The organism is Janthinobacterium sp. SUN128 (genome assembly GCF_030587275.1).
Taxonomy (GTDB): domain Bacteria; phylum Pseudomonadota; class Gammaproteobacteria; order Burkholderiales; family Burkholderiaceae_D; genus Janthinobacterium; species Janthinobacterium lividum.
The window spans coordinates 1,546,717-1,565,990 of sequence record NZ_JAPWHY010000001.1 but is presented as its reverse complement, the minus strand read 5'-3'; the positions used below and the strand labels follow the sequence as shown (position 1 = coordinate 1,565,990).

At 64.8% G+C, this 19,274-nt stretch carries 17 protein-coding genes; 10 read left to right on the top strand and 7 right to left on the bottom strand.

Translation table 11 applies throughout. The features are described 5' to 3' along the window. Positions 1-196 precede the first annotated feature (196 nt). Both O3297_RS07020 and O3297_RS07015 read left to right on the top strand, forming a co-directional pair. The gene (locus tag O3297_RS07020) at positions 197-1,105 is read left to right on the top strand and encodes a DUF535 family protein (RefSeq protein ID WP_305048179.1); all 909 of its coding nucleotides are present in this window, start codon (positions 197-199) and stop codon (positions 1,103-1,105) included. A 137-nt stretch (positions 1,106-1,242) separates the two neighbouring features. After that, a complete protein-coding gene (locus tag O3297_RS07015; RefSeq protein ID WP_305048178.1) occupies positions 1,243-2,595 on the top strand; it encodes a serine hydrolase in 1,353 nt (450 codons plus the stop codon). A 3-nt stretch (positions 2,596-2,598) separates the two neighbouring features. Here O3297_RS07015 and O3297_RS07010 read toward each other — a convergent pair whose 3' ends face one another. From O3297_RS07010 to O3297_RS07000, 3 genes are all read right to left on the bottom strand, one after another. Further along, positions 2,599-2,952 carry a hypothetical protein gene (locus O3297_RS07010; RefSeq protein WP_305048177.1) on the bottom strand — a complete coding sequence of 118 codons (354 nt, stop codon included), beginning with the start codon at positions 2,950-2,952 and terminating at the stop codon, positions 2,599-2,601. Continuing rightward, positions 2,949-4,517, bottom strand: a complete 1,569-nt coding sequence (locus O3297_RS07005; protein ID WP_305048176.1) for an EAL domain-containing protein — start codon at positions 4,515-4,517, stop codon at positions 2,949-2,951. Before O3297_RS07005 ends, O3297_RS07010 begins: the two co-directional genes overlap by 4 nt. Before the next feature lie 91 nt (positions 4,518-4,608). Then, the gene (locus O3297_RS07000) at positions 4,609-6,105 is read right to left on the bottom strand and encodes an MFS transporter (RefSeq protein WP_305048175.1); all 1,497 of its coding nucleotides are present in this window, start codon (positions 6,103-6,105) and stop codon (positions 4,609-4,611) included. 63 nt (positions 6,106-6,168) lie between these two features. On the opposite strand from O3297_RS07000, the gene O3297_RS06995 reads away from it, so the two are divergent. After that, positions 6,169-7,065 carry a LysR family transcriptional regulator gene (locus O3297_RS06995; protein WP_249936065.1) on the top strand — a complete coding sequence of 299 codons (897 nt, stop codon included), beginning with the start codon at positions 6,169-6,171 and terminating at the stop codon, positions 7,063-7,065. A gap of 2 nt (positions 7,066-7,067) precedes the next feature. Here O3297_RS06995 and O3297_RS06990 read toward each other — a convergent pair whose 3' ends face one another. After that, positions 7,068-7,637 carry an XRE family transcriptional regulator gene (locus O3297_RS06990; protein ID WP_034787437.1) on the bottom strand — a complete coding sequence of 190 codons (570 nt, stop codon included), beginning with the start codon at positions 7,635-7,637 and terminating at the stop codon, positions 7,068-7,070. Between the two features lie 103 nt (positions 7,638-7,740). On the opposite strand from O3297_RS06990, the gene O3297_RS06985 reads away from it, so the two are divergent. Next, positions 7,741-8,271, top strand: coding sequence for a GNAT family N-acetyltransferase (locus O3297_RS06985; RefSeq protein ID WP_305048174.1), 531 nt, complete (start codon positions 7,741-7,743; stop codon positions 8,269-8,271). Between the two features lie 13 nt (positions 8,272-8,284). On the opposite strand, the gene O3297_RS06980 is transcribed toward O3297_RS06985, so the two are convergent. The 3 genes from O3297_RS06980 to O3297_RS06970 all read right to left on the bottom strand — a co-directional run bounded on the left by O3297_RS06980 (position 8,285) and on the right by O3297_RS06970 (position 11,259). After that, the gene (locus O3297_RS06980; RefSeq protein WP_370385423.1) at positions 8,285-9,469 is read right to left on the bottom strand and encodes a low temperature requirement protein A; all 1,185 of its coding nucleotides are present in this window, start codon (positions 9,467-9,469) and stop codon (positions 8,285-8,287) included. A gap of 55 nt (positions 9,470-9,524) precedes the next feature. Next, positions 9,525-10,475: a 2-hydroxyacid dehydrogenase gene (locus O3297_RS06975; RefSeq protein WP_305048173.1), complete on the bottom strand. Its 951-nt coding sequence runs from the start codon at positions 10,473-10,475 to the stop codon at positions 9,525-9,527. 112 nt (positions 10,476-10,587) lie between these two features. Beyond that, a complete protein-coding gene (locus O3297_RS06970; RefSeq protein ID WP_305048172.1) occupies positions 10,588-11,259 on the bottom strand; it encodes a hypothetical protein in 672 nt (223 codons plus the stop codon). A gap of 233 nt (positions 11,260-11,492) precedes the next feature. On the opposite strand from O3297_RS06970, the gene O3297_RS06965 reads away from it, so the two are divergent. The 6 genes from O3297_RS06965 (at position 11,493) to O3297_RS06940 (ending at position 19,229) form a co-directional block, all read left to right on the top strand. After that, a complete protein-coding gene (locus tag O3297_RS06965) occupies positions 11,493-13,700 on the top strand; it encodes a TonB-dependent siderophore receptor (protein ID WP_305048171.1) in 2,208 nt (735 codons plus the stop codon). A 98-nt stretch (positions 13,701-13,798) separates the two neighbouring features. Then, positions 13,799-14,674 (top strand): hypothetical protein, encoded by an 876-nt coding sequence (locus O3297_RS06960; protein WP_305048170.1) that lies wholly within the window; start codon positions 13,799-13,801, stop codon positions 14,672-14,674. 67 nt (positions 14,675-14,741) lie between these two features. Then, the gene (locus O3297_RS06955; RefSeq protein WP_139178938.1) at positions 14,742-15,899 is read left to right on the top strand and encodes a sensor histidine kinase KdpD; all 1,158 of its coding nucleotides are present in this window, start codon (positions 14,742-14,744) and stop codon (positions 15,897-15,899) included. Positions 15,900-16,027: 128 nt separating this feature from the next. Beyond that, positions 16,028-17,482 (top strand): circularly permuted type 2 ATP-grasp protein, encoded by a 1,455-nt coding sequence (locus O3297_RS06950; protein ID WP_052140579.1) that lies wholly within the window; start codon positions 16,028-16,030, stop codon positions 17,480-17,482. Then, a complete protein-coding gene (locus O3297_RS06945; protein ID WP_034787425.1) occupies positions 17,476-18,420 on the top strand; it encodes an alpha-E domain-containing protein in 945 nt (314 codons plus the stop codon). The genes O3297_RS06950 and O3297_RS06945 overlap by 7 nt, the downstream gene beginning before the upstream one ends. Further along, the gene (locus O3297_RS06940) at positions 18,420-19,229 is read left to right on the top strand and encodes a transglutaminase family protein (RefSeq protein WP_070279556.1); all 810 of its coding nucleotides are present in this window, start codon (positions 18,420-18,422) and stop codon (positions 19,227-19,229) included. The genes O3297_RS06945 and O3297_RS06940 overlap by 1 nt, the downstream gene beginning before the upstream one ends. The last annotated feature ends 45 nt before the right edge of the window (positions 19,230-19,274 follow it).

Sequence of the window (19,274 nt, the reverse complement as noted above, 5' to 3'; positions counted from 1 at the left end):
GGGCGCCTCAGTGATTAATCAGGCAAGCAGAATAAAGCCCGTGTCGCCGGCGGGCAATGATTTAGTTGTCATCCTCTAAATGTTGGCCACGGGTGGGCCGGGATCAGGTTTCTTAATATGAAATTCACCTGGGCCACGTAGCATTCAGATTGGCAAGGCTCTCATTGTGCAGCGCCTGCCATTTTCCGGCTGAACCATGAATGACATCGCTTTACCCCTGCGCCACGGCGCCGCCCTGCCACCCCCTGCCAGCGGACACCGCCTGAAAGCGGCGCTGGGCGCCCTCTTCTTTCCCCGCCAGCGCACGCGCTGGCAAGCCTTCCTGGGCAGCATGCCCGGCTTGAGTTCCCTGGCGCAATTGCATCCTTGTTTGCGCTTCAAGATTTACCGCCCGTACGCATCGCGCCAGCTCGGTTGCACGGATCGCCTGGCCTTGCTGGAAGGGCATTACCGCTTCCTGTGGCAAGCGGGCGCCCGCGCGCTGGTCGAGCGGGCCGCGCGCCAGCCCGTCGTGCTGGCCGCGTTCGAAGGCAAGGATGCGGCGCTGTACCGCTTGCAACTGACGGCCATCCACGACAGCTACCGCGAAGGCGAACTGTGCCTTCGCCTGACGCGCGATGGCCACCCCTTCTACCTGGCCAGCTTTTTGTTCGTGCCGCGCGCCGATGGCGTGTCCTTGCAGCTGGGCGCGCTGCAAGGCTTGCGCTCGGAAGCGGGCAAGTTGGCCGTCAAGGAAGCCACGCGGGCGCTGCACGGTTGCCGCCCGAAAAACCTGATGGTGACGGCCTTGCGCGATTTCGGCGATTTTTTTGCCTGCAATAACGTGTTTTTGATCAGCAATGATAACCGCATCGCCCTGAATGCCCGGCGCCGGCGCCATATCGCCGCCGACTACGACCTCGCGTGGCAGGAATTGCACGCCTTGCGCATGCGCGACGGCAATTATCACCTGCCCTGCGCTCCCTATCGGGTACCGGACCTGGCCGACGTGCCGTCGAAGAAACGCGCCGACGCGCGCCGGCGCGGCGAATTACTGCAAAGCATGGCCAGCGGCATGCGCGCGCAGCTGGCCTGCCTGCTGGAAGCGCCACTGGCTGAACATTGAGCAAGCGCAAGCCTTGCCATGCCGGCAGCCATAAAACTCAGGCAGCCTTCATGTTGGGGCCGTATCCTTCACCAGGCATGCCAGAGACCTTATCCAGGCGCCGGCGTGCATCTGGCCCACCCTGGAAAAGGCTTCCCATGACACCCACTTTCGCCCTCCTCCCCCTTTGCCTGCTCGGTACCGCCGCGCTGGCCGCCCCCGTGCTGGACGATGCCGTGCGCCAGCGCGCGGAAGAACTGACGCGCACAGGCTTGCATTCGAGCATCGTCATCGCCGTGATCGACGGCAAGGACAGCGCCGTCTACGGCTTTGGCAGCATTCATGCCGGCAAGAGCACCAAACCGGGCGCCGACACCGTCTACCAGATCGGCTCCATTACCAAGACCATGACGAGCTTGCTGCTGGCCGATGCCGTCGTCGAAGGCAAGGTGAAGCTCGACGAGCCCGTGGCGGCATTATTGCCGGGCTATACCGTGCCTGCCTTCGACGGCAAGACGATCAGCCTGCTCGACCTGGCCACGCACTATTCCTCGCTGCCGCGCCTGCCCGACAACTTCGTACCGAAGGACCCGGCCAATCCGTATGCCGATTACACGGCAGAAAAACAGCGGCAGTTTCTTGCTGCCTACCACCTGCCCCACGCGCCGGGCACGGCCTTCGACTATTCGAACATCGGCTACGCCGTGCTGGGCACGGCCCTGGCCGCACAGGCCGGCAGCAGCTATGAAGCGCTGCTGCAAAAGCGCATCGCCGTGCCGCTGGGCATGCGTTCCACCACGAACACGCCTTCGGCCGGCATGCTGGCGCGCCTGGCGCCCGGCCACCTGCTGTCGGGCGAGCTTACGCCCGCCTGGGATTTGAATGTGGTGGCGCCGGCCGGCGGCGTGTATTCGAGCGCGCGCGACATGATCGCCTACCTGCAAGCGTACATGCACAGGCCGCTGCGCCCGTATGTGCTGGCGATCAAGCCGCAGCTGCCGCTGGCGCCCGATAGCGATACGAAAATCGGCCTGGCCTGGCTGCTGGAGCAGCAACAGGACCATGCCTACGCCTGGCACAGCGGCCAGACGGGCGGCTACGCCAGCTACGCGGCGTTTACGACGGACGGCAAGCGGGGCGTGGTGGTGCTGACGAACACGGCGCGCGACGTCGATGCGCTGGGCTTGTCCGCCCTGCTGCCCGGCACGCCCCTGCCGCCGCTGAAAAAGCCGCAAGCCGCCATCGAAGTGCCGCGCGCCGCACTGGCCGAGTATGTGGGCGAGTATCCGCTGGACAAGAAATTCACGTTGACGGTGACCTTGGGCAAGCATGGCCTGGAAGCGGCCGGCACGGGCGTCGGTTCCGCTCCCTTGTTTGCCAGCGCGAAAGACCAATTTTTCTTCCGCGCCATCGACGCGGACCTGGCGTTTACACGCGATGCCGCGGGCAAGATCGCCAGCGCCGTGCTCAAGCAAGGCGGACAGGACGTCGTCTTGCCGCGCAAACCGTAAAACTCAGGCTGCCGGGTCTTGCATGAATTGCTCGACCCTGGCGACAAACGCCGCCTTGCTGCGCGTGCGAAACTCGCCCAGGAAGGCGTCGCTGCCCTGGACGATCTTGCCGTGCCGGTCGTATGCCACCTTGCCCATCTCCAGCACGAATTCGCCTTGCGGATCGTCCTCAGGTTCAAAATGCGAATTGAAGCAGTAACCCGTGTCGCGGCAGCTGCCCCACAGCAGCAGCGCGCTGCTGAACCACTGCATGGTCTGCGGACCCGGGTCCACTTCGAACAGGGTGTTGACGGTGATGTGCCAGCCGCCCGGTACGCGCAGCGGCTGCAGTGGGTAGGGAAAACGTGGCTGCTTCATGTGGAAGATGGCGCCCGGCGCGCCCGGTAGAAGGCGAGGAACTCCAGGGCCGGCAGCGCTTTCGCAAACAGCCAGCCCTGGCCGAATTCAACTTTGCGTTCCAGCAGATAATCGGCTTGCTGCTGCGTTTCGATGCCTTCGGCCACGATCAGCATGTTCAAGGTGCGGGCCATGTCGATGATATGCGGTGTGACGCTGCTGGTGGCCGCATCCGTGCCGATGGTGTCGACAAACGATTTGTCGATTTTCAAGGCATCGAGCGGCAGGTTTTGCAGGCTCGACAGGCTGGAATAGCCGGTGCCGAAGTCGTCGATGGCCACGGCATGGCCGCGCGCTCTGGCCTTTTCGATGGTGGCGCGGGCCGCTTCCACGTTGATGAAGCCCCGCTCCGTCGCTTCCAGCCAGATCTGCTGCGCCTCGATGCCGCTACCGTCCAGCGCGCGTTCCAGCACGTCGAGCACCCGACCCGTTTCGATGTCGCTGGCGCACAGGTTGATGGCGATGTGCAGTTCGCGGTCGGCCAGCAGCGCGGCGCGCATGTCGGCGATGACGCAATCGATGACCTGGTCCGTGATGGGCAAGATCAGTTCGCCTTCCTCGGCCACGGGAATGAACAGGTCGGGCCGTATCATGCTGCCGTCGGGACGGCGCCAGCGTATCAGCGCCTCGGCGCCCACACACACGCCCGTATCGAGCGCGATGATGGGTTGATAATGGACAAAGAATTCGCGCCGGTCGATGGCGATGCGCAATTCTCCCATCAGCGACAGGCGGCGTCGAGACAGCCACACGACGATGCCGACGATGAAGGCGGCCATCAGCAGGCCCAGCGGCAAGAGCAGCAGCTGCTCGCGCCGCAGCCTGTCGTTCAGCTTGCTGCGTGGCTCGATCATGACGGCCGTCAAGCCATCGCGGTACAGCATGGCATGGATGCTGCCGTCCGGGGTGGCGCCGTCCGCCGCCGGCAGGCCGGCGAGCAAGGCTTGCACCTGCGCGGGGTCCGGATGGTGCAAGGTGTCGAGCACGCCTTCCTTGCCGATGGCCACGGCCATCTGGATGTCGCTGTCGACAATGACGTCGGAAAAGCGCACGGGATCGATCAGCACTTTATAGGCGCGGTAAGTCAGTCCCACCATGCGCTTGCCGCCGCTGACGACGGGGCGCAGGTTGAAATCGATGCCCATGCCATTGTCCAGCGTGAAGTCGGCGGGCGTGATGGCGATGCGCTCTTCCTCGAGTCCGGTCGAGGTGCACTTGAGCAAGCCGTTTTCCACATAGCCGATATCGTCGATGCTGCGCGTGGTGATGGTGATGCGGCGCAATTGCTGGATATGGGCTTCCGAGCACGGCGCCAGGTCCAGCGCATCGGCGCTGCGCAGGGCCATGCTGGCCGAGGCGATCGAACGGTGGGCGCGCTCGAGCGCGTAGCCGGCGAGCAGGCGCAGGCGCTCCTGCTCGCCCTGCTCGGCGCGCACGGACGACAGATAGAAGGCCAGGCTCAGGGGAGCGGCCACGCCGATGACTGCGACCAGCACGCTCGTGACGATAATGCGTTTTCTGCGCATGCAATTCCCGCGGTAGTTATATGATTGCCATGTATTGCTCGATGGCATCATATTACAAGCAGAGGCCGTGTACCTGAATATTGCTGAACAGTTACAATTTTTCCAGCGGCCGCGCCAGCACGAACACCAGCGCGGCCACCATGGCCGCCAGTCCGCCAGCCAGGTACAGCACGCTGGCAAAACCATCGATGAAGGCGTGCCGCGCCGCTTCCTGCGCCACGGCCTGCATGGCGGGCGGCAGCTGGCCGAAGGCCTCGGCCGCATTGCCGGCGACGATGCGGCCGATCATCTCGGGCGACGCCTTCAGGCCGTGCAGCCACGCCAGCTTCTCGAACGAAGTGGCCGTGCGCATGGCCAGCACGGCGCCCAGCGCGCCCACAGCCAGCACGATGCCGACAAAGCGCGTGGTGGTGCTGATGCCGGAGCCCATGCCCGTGCGCTCGCGCGGGATGCAGGCCAGGATGGCTTTTTGCGTCGTGCCATTGAGCAATCCCGCACCCGCGCCCGTGACAATCATGCCGGCCGCCACCCAGCCATACTGCAGGCTGGCGGCGGCAAAGGCTGTGGCCACGTTGCCGACAGCGACGATCAGCAAGCCCGTCACCAGAATGCCGCGGTCGTCCAGATGGCGCATGGCGCGTGGCGCCAGCCGCGACAGTACCACCATGGCGACGGCAAACGGCAGCATGGCGCAGCCGGCCAGCACGGCGGAAAAGCCGAAGGCGTTCTGCAGATACAGGGGCAAAAAGGTCATCATCACTTGCGCGGCGATGGCGTAGCCAAACATGCCCAGCACGGCGCCGACGAACACGCGGCGGCCAAACAGGCTCAAATCGACCATCGGGGCGCGCTGGCGCCGCTCCACCAGCACGAACACGGCCAGCAGCGCCGCACCCGCGACAAAGCGCAGCACGGTGGCGCGGCTGGACCAGCCCGCCACGCTGGCGTCGATCAGGGCCCAGATGATGCAGAACAGGCCGGCGGAGAATAATGCCGCGCCGAGCGGGTCGAAGCTGGCGTTGGACGCGTCCTTCGACTCCTCCACATGGCGCTGCACCAGCCACATCAGGATGGCGACGACGGGCAGGTTCAGGTAGAAAATCCAGCGCCAGTTGATGGCGCTCGTGATCAGGCCGCCCAGCAGGGGCGCCACCGTCATGGCCACGCCCATGGCCGCGCCCCACACGGACCAGGCGCGCGCCCTCTCCTTTTCCGCATGAAAGGTGTGGCCGATGACGGCCAGCGCGGAGGTCAGCAGCAGCGCGGCGCCGAGGCCCTTGACGGCGCGCGCCACGTTGAGCACGAACGGCGTCCACGCCAGGCCGCACAGCAGGGACGCCAGCGCGAACACGGCCAGACCGAACAGCATCACCCTGCGCCGTCCCAGGCGGTCGGCGATACTGCCGGCGGGCAGCAAAAACGAGGCGAACGCCAGCATGTAGGCGCTGACCACCCATTCCACGTCGACGAAGCTGGCGTTGAGCGAGCGGGCGATCGAGGGCAAGGAGACGGCCACCACGTTGGTGTCGAGCATGATCAGCGCGCACACACCCGAGCACGTATATAAGGTCCAGTTGGTATTCTTCATGCCCCGATTGTAAGCAGGCTTGTATTATTTCCTGTTATAAGATGATCGCCTTATAATTCACTCATGGTGAATACAGACAAAGACATGGAACTGCGGCATTTCCGTTGCGTACTGGCCGTGGCGCACAGCCTGCACTTCGCGCGGGCGGCCGCGGAACTGGGCATTTCGCCGCCCGCGCTGACCAAGCAGGTGCAGGAAACGGAACAGCTGCTGGGTACGCGTTTATTCCAGCGCAGCAAGCGCGCCGTGGCCCTGACGGCCGCCGGAGAATTGTTCGTCATCGAGGCTGCGCGCGCGCTGGCACAGCTGGCGCAGGCGCAGGAAGTGGCGCGGCGCGCGGGACGGGGCGAACTGGGACGCCTGGAAATCGGCTATGTCGCATCAGCAGCTTACTCAGGCGTGCTGCAAGACCAGTTTGCCCGCTTTCGCGCCAGCCACCCGGGCATCCACATCGGTGCGCGCGAATACGCGATGGATACCCTGCCCGGCTTGCTGGACCAGGGCCGCGTCGACCTGGCCTTCGTGCGCCCGCCCCTGCGCTTGCCGGACGGACTGGACAGCGTGGTCTTGCTGCGCGACCGCTTCGTGCTGGCCGTGCAGGCCGACAGCCCGTTGGCCCTGTTGGATGTGGCGGTGCCGGCCGCGCTGGCGCAGCAGGCATTCATCGTGCCGGAACAGGAATTGGGAACCTTGGAAGCGAGCCGGCGCGGCGGTTTTGCGGCGCAGGTGGTGTCGCGCCCGGGCAGCCTGGTGGCCGTGCTGACGGAAGTGTCGCTGGGCGTCGGTTGCGCCATCGTGCCCCATTCGGTGATGGCCAGCGTGCAATTGCCCGGCGTGGTGTTCCGCGAACTGGCAGGGCCGCAGATCAGCTCGGAAATCGCCGTGGCCTTCCGCCGCCACGAACAGGCGCCCGCCGCGCGCGCCTTCATTGCCCAGCTGCGCGCCGCGGCGCTGGCTTGACTTCAGCTATTCTTCAATACGGCCACGGCGTAGGTGCAGGCGGTGGCCGTTTCATTGCTGAACACGCAGTCGGCCGGCGGCCCCAGTTCCAGGCAGTCGCCCTCGTCCAGCACGTGGCGGGTCTCCCCTTCGAGGAAGACGAGGCTGCCGCTGAGCGACCATATGAGTTGCCGTCGCGCCACATAGGCGGCGGCCGGCATGGCCACCACGGCGCCCGGCGGCAAGCTAATGTGCACGAGGTCGAGCGGCATGTCGGACGCGGGCGACACATGCCGCCGCACATAGCCGCTCTGCGGGTCGATCCACACGGGTTGTTCAGCCTTGCGCAGCAAGCGCCCCGCACGCATCTCGGCGCGGGCGATCAGTTCGGACATGCTCAGCTCGAAGGCGCCCGACAGCCGCGCCAGCAAGGTGGCCGTGGGGCTGCAGTCGCCCCGCTCCACCTTGTGCACCATCGCGCGCGATACGCCCGAGCGGGCCGCCAGTTCCGTCAGCGACCAGCCCAGGTTTTCCCGCTCGAGGCGTACCCTGGCGCCGATGCGCTGGTTCAATTCGTCTGGTTTAGTGGACATATATTGGATTTCATTCCGGCTTCCATTCGGATTTTATTGGACAAGGCGTGAGCGGCAATCTATGATTTGTCCATTATAGTGGACGACTAGCAAGGAGAGCAACATGCAGGTACGCGATGCCCATGCGGGCGACATCGAGGCCATCACGGCCATCTACAACGATGCCGTCAGCCATACCCTGGCCATCTGGAATGAACGGACGGTCGATGCGGCCAACCGCGCCGCCTGGCTGGCCGACCGCCAGCGGGCCGGCTATCCGGTGCTGGTCGCCATCGATGCGGAAGGAAATGTCGCTGGCTACGCCGCGTTTGGCGACTGGCGCCCGTTCGAGGGTTTTCGCCATACGGTCGAGCATTCCGTGTATGTGCGCGCCGATCGCCGCGGCGCCGGTGTCGGCAAGGCCTTGATGGTGGAATTGATCGCGCGGGCGCGCAGCTTGGGCAAGCACGTGATGGTGGCGGGTATCGAAGCGGGCAATGCCGGCTCGATCGCCCTGCACAAGCAGCTGGGCTTCGAAGAAGTGGGCTTGATGCGCCAGGTGGGCACCAAGTTCGGCGCCTGGCTGGACCTGGCGTTCCTGCAGCTGCAGCTCGATGCGCGCAGCGATCCGGACGGCATCACGCCGCCCGGCTGAGGGAAAACCGACGTCAGGGATCGATATCCGGTGGCGGACGGCGCAGCGCCATATGTTCCCACACGGCCACCAATACCAGCACGCAGCTGGTGATGCAGGCCAGGGTCAGGGGCGCATACAGCCGTCCATACGCCATCGGGATCAGCGCCAGGATGATCAAGATGCCCAGCAGATGCGACAGCGGCGGCGCGGCGCGCTCGCTGCTGACCCATTTGAACAGCGCATTGCCCAGCAAATACAGGATCGGGCCGCCCAGCAAGGCGCTGATGCCGGCGAAACTCGCCTCGTCCGGATGCACGAGGGCCAGCTCATCGGCCACGGCGGAAACGATCACGCCGCCCACGATCAGCACGTGGATATACGTGTAAGCCTTGCGGGCGATGCGGCCCGGGTCTTTCGAGTGGGCGATGCGGTGGTGACCCGCCTCGGCGCCCGTGTCGAAGTAGATCCACCACATGGCGATGCTGCCGACCAGGGCCGACAGGAAGCCCAGCCAGTTGCTGGCCGTCCATTCCAGGCCGGCGAAGGTGGCGCCCGTCACCAGCAGCGATTCACCGAGGGCGATGATGACGAACAGGCCGCAGCGTTCGGCCATGTGGCCGCCATCGACATCCCAGTCGGCCGTCGTCGAGCGGCCCAGGCCCGGCAAGCCAAACTGCATCCAGGGGCCGGCCAGGTCGATCGCCAGTGCCAGCACCCACCAGAAGATGCGCTGCTCGGGCGACGCGACGCCGCCGGCGATCCAGAAGATACCGGACAACACGGCCCACAGGGCGATGCGCTGGAAATTGCGGCGGCGCGACAGCGCTTCATGGCGCACGGCCCACCAGGCGAACAGGGGACGCCCCACCTGCATGGCGACGTAGGCGCCCGCGAATGCCAGCCCCCGCGTGCCGAACGCTTCTGGGATCGAAGCGGACATGATCAGGCCGCCCAGCATCAGCGCAAACAGGCTGATGCGCACGGGAATGCGCTCGGGGTCGAGCCAGTTGGTGATCCACGACGTGAAAATCCACACCCACCAGACGGCCATCAGCAGCAGTCCCGTCTGCAGCCAGCCCATGGCGCTCAGGTGCGCCAGCAAGCCGTGCGACAGTTGCGTCACGGCAAACACGAACACGAGATCGAAGAACAGCTCGATCATGCCCACCTTGCCGCTGTCCTGCCCGCCGCGCGTGCGCAACAGCGATTTTGTCAATTCCATAGCTACTCTTTCATTCATGCTTGATTAAAACGGTTCATCCCGGGCGTTATCATTTTACTGGCGTCAATAGCGGCAAACCGGCAAAGTGCGCGGCCAGATTATCGACCACCAGTTGCCCCATCGCATGGCGCGTTTCCACGGTCAGGCTGCCCACGTGCGGCGTCAGCACCACGTTCGGCAAGGCGCGCAAGGCGCTTGGTACGCGCGGTTCGTCCGCAAATACGTCGAGGCCGGCCGCGCCCAGGTGGCCATCCTGCAAGGCGGCGATCAGGGCGTCTTCATCGATGAGTGCGCCACGGGCGATATTGATCAGGGTGCCTTGCGGTCCCAGCGCGTCGAGCACGGTGCGGTCGATGATCTTGCGCGTGGCCGGGGTGCCCGGCGCGCAGACGATCAGGTAATCGCTTTCCTGCGCCAGGGCCAGCAGGGATTCGGCGCGCGGCACGCTGGTGCCGGCAATGGCGCGCGGCTGGAAGTAGCGCACGTGGATGCCGAAGGCGGCCAGGCGCAGCGCGATGGCCTGGCCGATCTGGCCGAAACCGAAGATGCCGGCCGTCTTGCCGCGCAGGCTGGACGCGGGGGCGATGGCTTCGCTGCGTTCCCAGCCGCCATCGCGCACGAATCGGTCGAGTGCCACGATATGTCGCGCGCTGGCCAGCAGCAAGGCCAGCGCCACGTCGGCCACGTCATCGGTCAGCACGTTCGGCGTGGTGGTGACGGCGATGCCGCGCTCGCGCGCCAGGTCCAGCGCCACGCCATCGAGTCCGACGCCATTGACGGCGACGATTTCCAGCGTTGGTAACAGGGCCATGTCGGTGGCGTTCAAGCCCAGCGCGCCCGTCGTGACAACGGCGCGGATGGACGGCGCCCGTTCGGCCAGCCAGGCGTGGCGTTCCTGCGCCGGCACTTGCCAGGCGTGATGGCAGGTATATTGCTGTTCCAGCTGCGCGTTGACGGCAGCCGAAGGGCTGGGAGCGAGGATGAGGAGTTCGGGGAGCATGGGCGTCCTGGGTCGTGTCACATGAATTGCAGACGCAACTTAGCATATTTGACGCCCTGCCGGGGATGACTGCCCCGCAATCGCCGTGATAACCCTGTACCGAATGCGGTCTTTAGCCCGGGCAAGGCACGCGTTTCACCTTGCCGCCCGTCCTGGCCGGGTCGGCGCCAGAGCCGGGATTCTCGGCCATGCCAAAGCACGTGGCGCCGCCGGCACTGACGACGCGCGTGGCGGGCCGGCCATCGGCCGTAAGGAATTCCTCCACGCGGATGACGGGACCGCCGCGCCAGGCGGAGGCAACGAGTTTCTGGAAAGTGCTTTCGCTCTTCAGGCCGGCAGAGGCCAGCCATGGCTGGTCTTGCTTGAGCTCGCTACGCAGGGCCTTGTCGGCGGCGCCCGCGGCCAGCCGCGCGCGCGTGCGCAAGTCTGCCGTCGAGGGGGCCGTGGCCGGCACGGCGGGTAGCTCTTCGGCCGGTACGGTGATGGCTTCCACTATTACGGGAGATGGTTCGAGGATGGCGGACGGCGCGGCAGGCGGCGCCGTTGTCCGCGCGCGCGGCACAGGCATGGGCAAGGCCATCGGCGGCGCCTGCGGCGTGGGCCGGGGCGGCAGCAAGGTCATGAACGCCACTTCCGTGTATTGCTTGAGCTGCCGCGGCGGCAGGAGCAGAAAATACAGGCCCAGCACATGCATGGCCAGGATCAGCGCGACGGCAGCGCCTTTCAGGCTCAAGCCCTCCCGCATGCGCATGGAAGCGGACTGTAGATGGCGTTGCAATGGCATGCGGTTTCCTGTGGGCGCCGGGCGCGATACGCCATTCTAGCGAAACTTGGATTTGGGCATTAATAAATCCACAAGGTATCGCCTGGCGCGCCTTTTTCCGCCAGATTCCAGTGCCTTCGCATGCCGGCTGTTGTACAAATGGCGACTTTTTTATCACTTTCTCACACTTTTCCACGCAGCGCGCCACGCTGGAATATAATGATAATCATTCTCATTAATATCCAAACAACACCATGCGCACCTTCCACCTCGTCCCTACCCCGTTCGCCCTGGCCGCTTTCCTGCTGGCCAGCGCCGCCGCCCAAGCCCAAACCACTCCCGCCACAACGGCCGGCGACGCGCAAAGCATGCCGACGGTGGTGGTCAATGCGTCCGCCGATGCGTCGGCGGAAGGCTTGTCGAAGGCGTATGCGGGCGGCCAGGTGGCGCGCGGCGGGCGCATGGGCATTCTTGGTGCCGTGGACATGATGGAATCGCCATTCGGCGGCACCAGTTACACGCAGCAATTCATTGCCGACCAACAAGCGCGCAGCGTGGGCGATCTGCTGCAGAGCGATCCGGCCGTGCGCATGTCGCGCGGCTATGGCAATTTCCAGGAAGTGTATGTGATCCGCGGCTTCGCCCTCGATTCCGACGATGTGGCGTATAACGGCCTGTACGGCGTGCTGCCCCGTCAATATGTGTCGCCTGAACTGCTCGAGCGCGTGGAAGTGTTCCGGGGCGCCAGCGCCTTCCTGAACGGCGCGGCGCCTGGTGGCAGCGGCATCGGCGGCGCCATCAACCTGATGCCCAAGCGCGCCGGCAACACGCCGCTGACGGAGTTGACGGTGGGCGTGGAATCGGGCGGCCACGCCTATGCGGCCATCGACGTGGCGCGCCGCTTTGGCGCGAACCAGGAATTCGGCGTGCGCGTCAACGCCGCCAAGCGCCAGGGCGAGACCAGCATCAAGCGCGAAGACCACGACGTGGGCATGTTCTCGCTGGGCCTCGATTACCGCGGCCGCGGTTATCGCCTGTCGGCCGATGCCGGCTACCAGAATTTCAACCTGACATCGCCGCGCCCGTCCGTCGCCATTGGCAGCGTGGCCGTGCTGCCGTCCGCACCCGATGCCTCGAAGAACTTTGCCCAGCCATGGAGCTATTCGAAGGAACACGATGTGTTCGGTACGGCGCGCGCCGAAGTGGACCTGGCCAAGGATGTCGTGGCCTGGGCCGCATTTGGCTCCCGTTCGACCAGGGAAGCCAACAGCCTGGCCGAGCCGTCGTTGACGTCGATCAATGGCGACGCCACGGTGTCGCGCTTCGACAATGCCCGCAAGCAGGAAATCCGCACGGGCGAACTGGGCATTCGCGGCAAGCTCGTTACGGGCGCCGTCAAGCACACCCTGGTGGCCAGCTGGTCCGGGCACTGGAATGAAGCGAAGAATGCCTATGCGATCGGCGACAAGTTTGCCACCAACATTTACGCGCCAATCAGCGTGACCCCGCCGCCAACGCCCTACACGGGCGGCATCATGAGCGACCCGCGCATCACCCAGAAAACCATCCTCAACAGCTATGCCCTGGCCGACACCATGGCCTTCCTGGACGACAAGCTGCTGCTGACCGTGGGCTTGCGCCGCCAGCAGATCAAGGATGCCGGCTACGACTACAACACCTCGGTGCTGCAAGGCAATGCCTATGACGAGAGCGCCACGACGCCCGTGGCTGGCATCGTCTTCAAGGCGAACCAGAACGTGTCGCTGTACGCCAACTACATCGAAGCACTGGTCAAGGGCCCAGCGGCCACGGGAACGTACGTGGAAAACGGCCAGCAGCTCAACGTCGACAACATGGGCGACGTGTTTGCGCCGTACAAATCGAAGCAAAAGGAAATCGGCGTCAAGTATGACGGCGGCAAGCTGGGCATGAGCGCCGCCCTGTTCACGACAAGCAAGCCTTTGCTGGCCGTGGTCGGCAAGCGGGCCGAACTCGATGGCGAGCAGCGCAACCGTGGCCTGGAACTGTCGATTTTCGGCACGCCGATGCAGGGCGTGCGCCTGCTGGGCGGCTTGACCTGGCTCGATGCAAAGCTCAGCAATACCGACGTGGCCGCGAATAATGGCAAGAAACCCATCGGCGCACCGGAAACGCAGATGAGCGTGGGCGGCGAATGGGACGTGCCGGGCGCGCCAGGCCTGACCCTGAACGCCCGCACCATCTACACCTCGACGCAGTATGCGGACCAGGCCAACACCAAGCAACTGCCATCGTGGACCCGCCTCGACATCGGCGCGCGCTACCTGACGCAAGTGGCGGGCCGTGACGTGACCTTGCGCGCCCGCGTGGACAACGTGACGGACCGCAATTACTGGTCGTCGGCCGTGTCGTCCTTCAACATCGGCTCGCTGGTCCTGGCCGCGCCGCGCACCGTGGTCGTATCGGCCAGCGTGGCGTTTTAAAGGCCGCGCCCCTGCCGTACTTTGAAAAGCTGCCCTCGGGCAGCTTTTTTTCCGCGTGCGCGCCTGTGCCGCAAGGCGCGCTTCGGCGACAATGCCGCATGAAACGATTCCCTGCCCTGCTGCTCCTGCTCTGCCTATCCCTGCCTGCCGCGGCCCAAAAGCAAGCCGCCTGCCCGTATGCTGCCTGGAAAAGCGGCTTCAAGGGCGATGCGCTGGCGCAAGCCACGTGTTTGCTGCGCCCCGTCAAACTGTATGCGCGCCTGGGCGAGAGTGCGCCGCTGCCGGACTTCCTTGCCGCCCGCATCGGCCAGCGCACGGGCATCGCCCCGGCCCGCTTGCGCGCCTGGCTGGCGGAACAAGGCATCGCCGAGGCAGATGTGGGCGGCGCCGTCGACGCCCCCCTGTCGCGCGCCGTGGGCCGGCTGGCCGCGCCCATGGCCCGCTATTTCGTCATCCACGACACCAGCTACCCGAATTTCCTGCTTGACGCCATTCCCGGCCATATCAACGATGCCAGCTGGGATTTCAACGACTTCAGCTTGCGCAATCCGGCGCTGGGCGGCGGCCCGAAAGGCCATGTCTACGTGAACCGCCTGGGCGGCTCCTTGCAGGTGCGCGACTTCGGCACGGCCAGCTACGCCAGCAAGCTGGAAAAGGACAAGCCGTCGCTGACGGGCCTGTTCCTGCACGTGGAACTGGTGCAGCCGCGCAACTCGGTGCCCGGCGGCGGCAAGGGCAACGATGGCCTGGCGCCCGACCCCGGCTTTACGCCTGCGCAATACGAGCGCCTGGCCCTGCTGTATATCGCCGCCAGCGTGCGCAGGGGCACGTGGCTGATCCCCGCCTTCCATGCCGTCATCGATACAGGGTTTGCGAATGGTCATGATGATCCACAGAACTTTTCGCTGGCCGAATGGTCTGCCTCGCTTTCCCGCCTCAATGCGGCCCTGCGGCAGGCCGCTACTGGACAATAAGGCGTTTCCCCGGCGGCTGAATTGGCGCATACTATCGCAAGCATAGTCATTGCAGTCAGGAGTCCAGGTGAGTATTGCCACGGATCATCACGCGGGTCGCCAGGCCAGCGCACGCCAGCCATTGCAGCGCGCGCAGCGCATCTTTGCCATGCGCGACGCCGTCCTCAGCGCCTGGGAACAGCGCGTGCGCGCCAAGGTGCGCGGCGCCGACCAGTTGCTCACGCCCATACTCATCAATACTTTGCCCGCCTTTTTCGACAACCTGGCCGAAGCCCTCACCCCGGGCCACCCGCGCGAAAACGCCGCCAGCAACAGCAACGTGCCCGCCGTGCATGGCAATGAACGGGCGCGCATGACCAATTACGGCCCGGAACAGGTGATCCAGGAATACCAGATCTTCCGCGACTGCTTCGCCGCCACCGCGCATGAGTCCGGCATCACCCTGCGCAGCAAGGATTGGCAGGTGATCAATGTGTCGATCGACTCGGGCATCCGCGAATCGATACGCGAATTTACCAGCATGCACGAAGGCTTCCGGCGCCGTATCGCGGCCGGCCTGTCGCACGACATGCGCAATCCCCTGGCCGTGATCAGCACCAGCGCCCAGTTGCTGCTCAGGCCAGCTGACCCGGAACGGGTGACATTGCTGGCGCACAAGATTGTCGAGCACAGCAAGCGGCTCGACAGCATGATCGAGGAATTGCTCGATGGCCTCAGCTACCACCAGGGCCAGCAGTTGCCGCTGGTGCTGAGCCAGTTCGACGTGCTGCCGCTGGTGCACGCCGTGGCCAGCCAGGTCAACTTGCAGCGGCCGGGCAAATGCCAGGTCAGCGGGCAATCCGTCATCGGCTGGTGGTGCGAGAACTCGCTGCGGCGCGCGCTGGAAAACCTGCTCGGCAATGCGCTCAAGTATGGCGACGACGCGCCCATCAGCGTGCACGTGGAAGCGACCCACGAACGCCTGATCGTCACCGTCCACAATAGCGGGCGGCCCATCGCGCCGGAACAGGCCGAACGCATCTTTGACTACCTGCGCCGCGAGAACGACAGCCCCGCGCCAGGCTGGGGCATCGGCCTGCCCTTCGTGCAGAGCGTCGCCGAAAGCCACGGCGGCAGCATCGCCGTCGACAGCGCGGCCGAGACAGGCACCAGCTTCATCTTCGACGTGCCCGTCGATTGCCGCCCCTTCGTCCAGCCCGCCGACGTCCCCAAGAGTGACGCCTAGCGCACCGAATTGGTGCAAGCAATGACGCGACGCCACAAAAGTGGTCATATTTACACCTGTTCACGCCCGCCTTGTTGGCACGCTTCCTGCTGAGCTATGCATAGACACGGCTCAAGGGAAATCACAACATGGCAAATTTTTTCAATGAAATGACTGCAAATGAAGTGGGGACGGACAGCAAGGTACGTGAACACTATCGTGAATTCAGCAACTGGCTGGAGCAGCAATCCCCCGAGACCATCGCCCGCAAGCGGGCCGAAGCCGACCTGACGTTCCGCCGGGTCGGCATCACGTTCGCCGTGTACGGCGACGATGCCGGCACGGAACGCCTGATTCCGTTCGACACCATCCCGCGCATCATCCCCGCCACGGAATGGGCGCAGATGCAGACGGGCCTGGTACAGCGCGTGCAAGCCTTGAACATGTTCATCCATGATATTTATCATGAGCAAAACATCATCAAGGCGGGCATCATTCCCGCCGAACAAATCTACAAGAATGCCCAGTACCGCCCGGAAATGCAGGGTATTTCCGTCGCCTCCGACATTTACGCCCACATCGCCGGCGTCGACATCGTGCGTGCCGGCCAGGGCGAATTCTATGTACTCGAAGACAATCTGCGGGTGCCGTCCGGCGTGTCCTACATGCTGGAAGACCGCAAGATGATGATGCGCTTGTTCCCGGAACTGTTCGCCCGCAACCGCATCGCCCCCGTCGACCATTATCCGGACATGCTGCTCGACAACCTGCGCTCCGTCGCGCCGATGGGCGTGGATGACCCGACGGTCGTCGTCATGACGCCCGGCATGTACAACTCCGCCTACTTCGAGCACGCGTTCCTGGCCCAGCAAATGGGCGTGGAACTGGTCGAAGGCAAGGATCTGTTTGTCAACGACAACTCGGTGTACATGCGCACCACGCGCGGCCCCAAGCGCGTCGACGTGATCTACCGCCGGGTGGACGACGATTTCCTCGATCCGCTGGCCTTCCGCTCGGACTCGTCGCTGGGCGTGCCGGGCCTGCTGTCCGTGTATCGCGCCGGAAGAGTCACGCTGGCGAACGCCATCGGCACGGGCGTGGCCGACGACAAGTCGATCTATCCTTTTGTGCCCGACATGATCAAGTTTTATCTGTCGCAGGAGCCGATACTCAACAACGTGCCGACGTATCAGTGCCGCAAGAGCGCCGACCTGTCGTACGTGCTGGCGAACCTGGCGAAACTCGTCGTCAAGGAAGTGCATGGCGCGGGCGGCTACGGCATGCTGGTGGGGCCGGCGTCCAGCCTGGCGCAGATCGAGGATTTCCGCCAGCGCCTGCTGGCCAATCCGGGCGGCTACATCGCCCAGCCCACGCTCGCCCTGTCCGCCTGCCCCACGTATGTCGAGGCCGGCATTGCGCCGCGCCACATCGATTTGCGCCCCTTCGTTCTGTCCGGCAAGACGATTTCCATGGTGCCCGGCGGCCTGACCCGCGTGGCGCTGGGCGAAGGCTCGCTGGTGGTCAACTCCTCGCAAGGGGGCGGCACCAAGGATACCTGGGTACTGGAACCAACATCCGTGTTTGCAGGAGAGAAAGCATGCTGAGCCGCACCGCCGATCATTTGTTCTGGATGGCCCGCTACACGGAGCGGGCGGAAAACACGGCGCGCATGCTCGACGTCAACATGCAAACATCGATGCTGCCCCAGTCCGAGCAGGATGCGGAACAGGGCTGGCGCGCCACCCTGGGTATTTCCGAGCTGCAAAGCGCGTATGACCACAAATATGGCCGCTTCCACACGCGCGACGTGCTCGACTTCATGGTGCGCGATCCGAACAACCCCTCGTCCATCCTCGCCTGCCTGACGGGCGCGCGCGAAAACGCCCGCGCCGTGCGCGGCACCTTGACGACGGAAGTGTGGGAAATCCAGAACGCCACCTGGCTCGACATGCAGAAGCGCCTGAAAAGCAATCTGCTGGAAACGGACCCCAGCCAGTTCTTCGAATGGGTCAAATACCGCTCGCACCTGTCGCGCGGCGTGACCCTGGGCACCATGCTCAAGGACGAAGCGATCCATTTCATCCGCCTGGGCACCTTCCTCGAGCGGGCCGACAACACGGCGCGCATCCTCGACGTGAAGTTCCACGGCGCGCGCGACACGTCGAAGGACATCACGCAGCGCGATTTTTACTACTGGGCGGCGCTGCTGCGTTCCGTTTCCGGCTTTGAAATCTACCGCAAGGTGTACCGCGACGTCATCACCCCGGCGCGGGTGGCGGAATTGCTGATGCTGCGCGGCGACATGCCCAGGTCGCTCCTGGCCTGCATGGATGACGTGGTGGAAAATCTCAAACATATCCGCAACGATGTGTCCGCCGATACGGAGCGTTTCGCCGGCAAACTGCATGCGGAGCTGAAATTCGGCCATATCGACGACATCATGAAGGCGGGCTTGCACCATACATTGACGGAATTTCTGGAAAACATCTACGACCTGGGCAACCGGGTCAGCCGCGATTTCCTCGTTCCCTTGGCGGCCTGATGCAGCTCACCATCCGCCACGAAACCCATTACGCCTACAGTGCGCCGCTGGCCTACACCATCCAGCAGCTGCACCTGACGCCGCGTATCGAGCCGCAGCAGCGGGCCCTGTCCTGGCAAATCACCACGCCGGGCCAGTGCCACGCCTACACGGATGCCTACGGCAATCTGTCGCACATGCTGACGATCAACGGCAGCCATCACTCCCTGAGCCTGGTGGCGCATGGCGTGGTGGAAACCATCTACCCGCACAAGGGACGGCTGAACCTGGTCGATACCTTGTCGCCGCTGCTATTTACCATGCCGACACCGCTGACGCAGGCCAATCCCGCCATCCTCGAGCTGAGCGCCGCCAGCCTGCCGGACCGGCGCGTGACGGCGGGCACGGGCCACTTGCTGCGCCTGGCCGAGCACATCGTCGGCAAGGTGGCCTATGAAAGCGGCGCCACCATGGTCACCACCACGGCTGGCGACGCGCTGGCGCTGGGGCGCGGCGTGTGCCAGGACCACGCCCATCTGTTCCTCGCCTGCTGCCACGCCTGGGGCATCCCGGCCCGCTACGTCTCCGGCTATATCGATCCGGGCACGACGGGCCATGCGGCCAGCCATGCCTGGGTCGACGCCTGGACGGAAGACACGGATTTCGCGGGCTGGGTCAGCATCGATGTCACGCATGCGCGCCTGATGACGGATGCGTATTGCCGCCTGGCCATCGGACGCGACTACGATTCGGCGGCCCCCGTGCGCGGCGTGCGCCAGGGTGGCGGCACAGAAACATTACGGGTCGATGTGCAGATCGTGCCTGTATAAACGGCAGGAATGAGGCTGGCCGGGCCTTGCAAGCTGGTTGCCAGG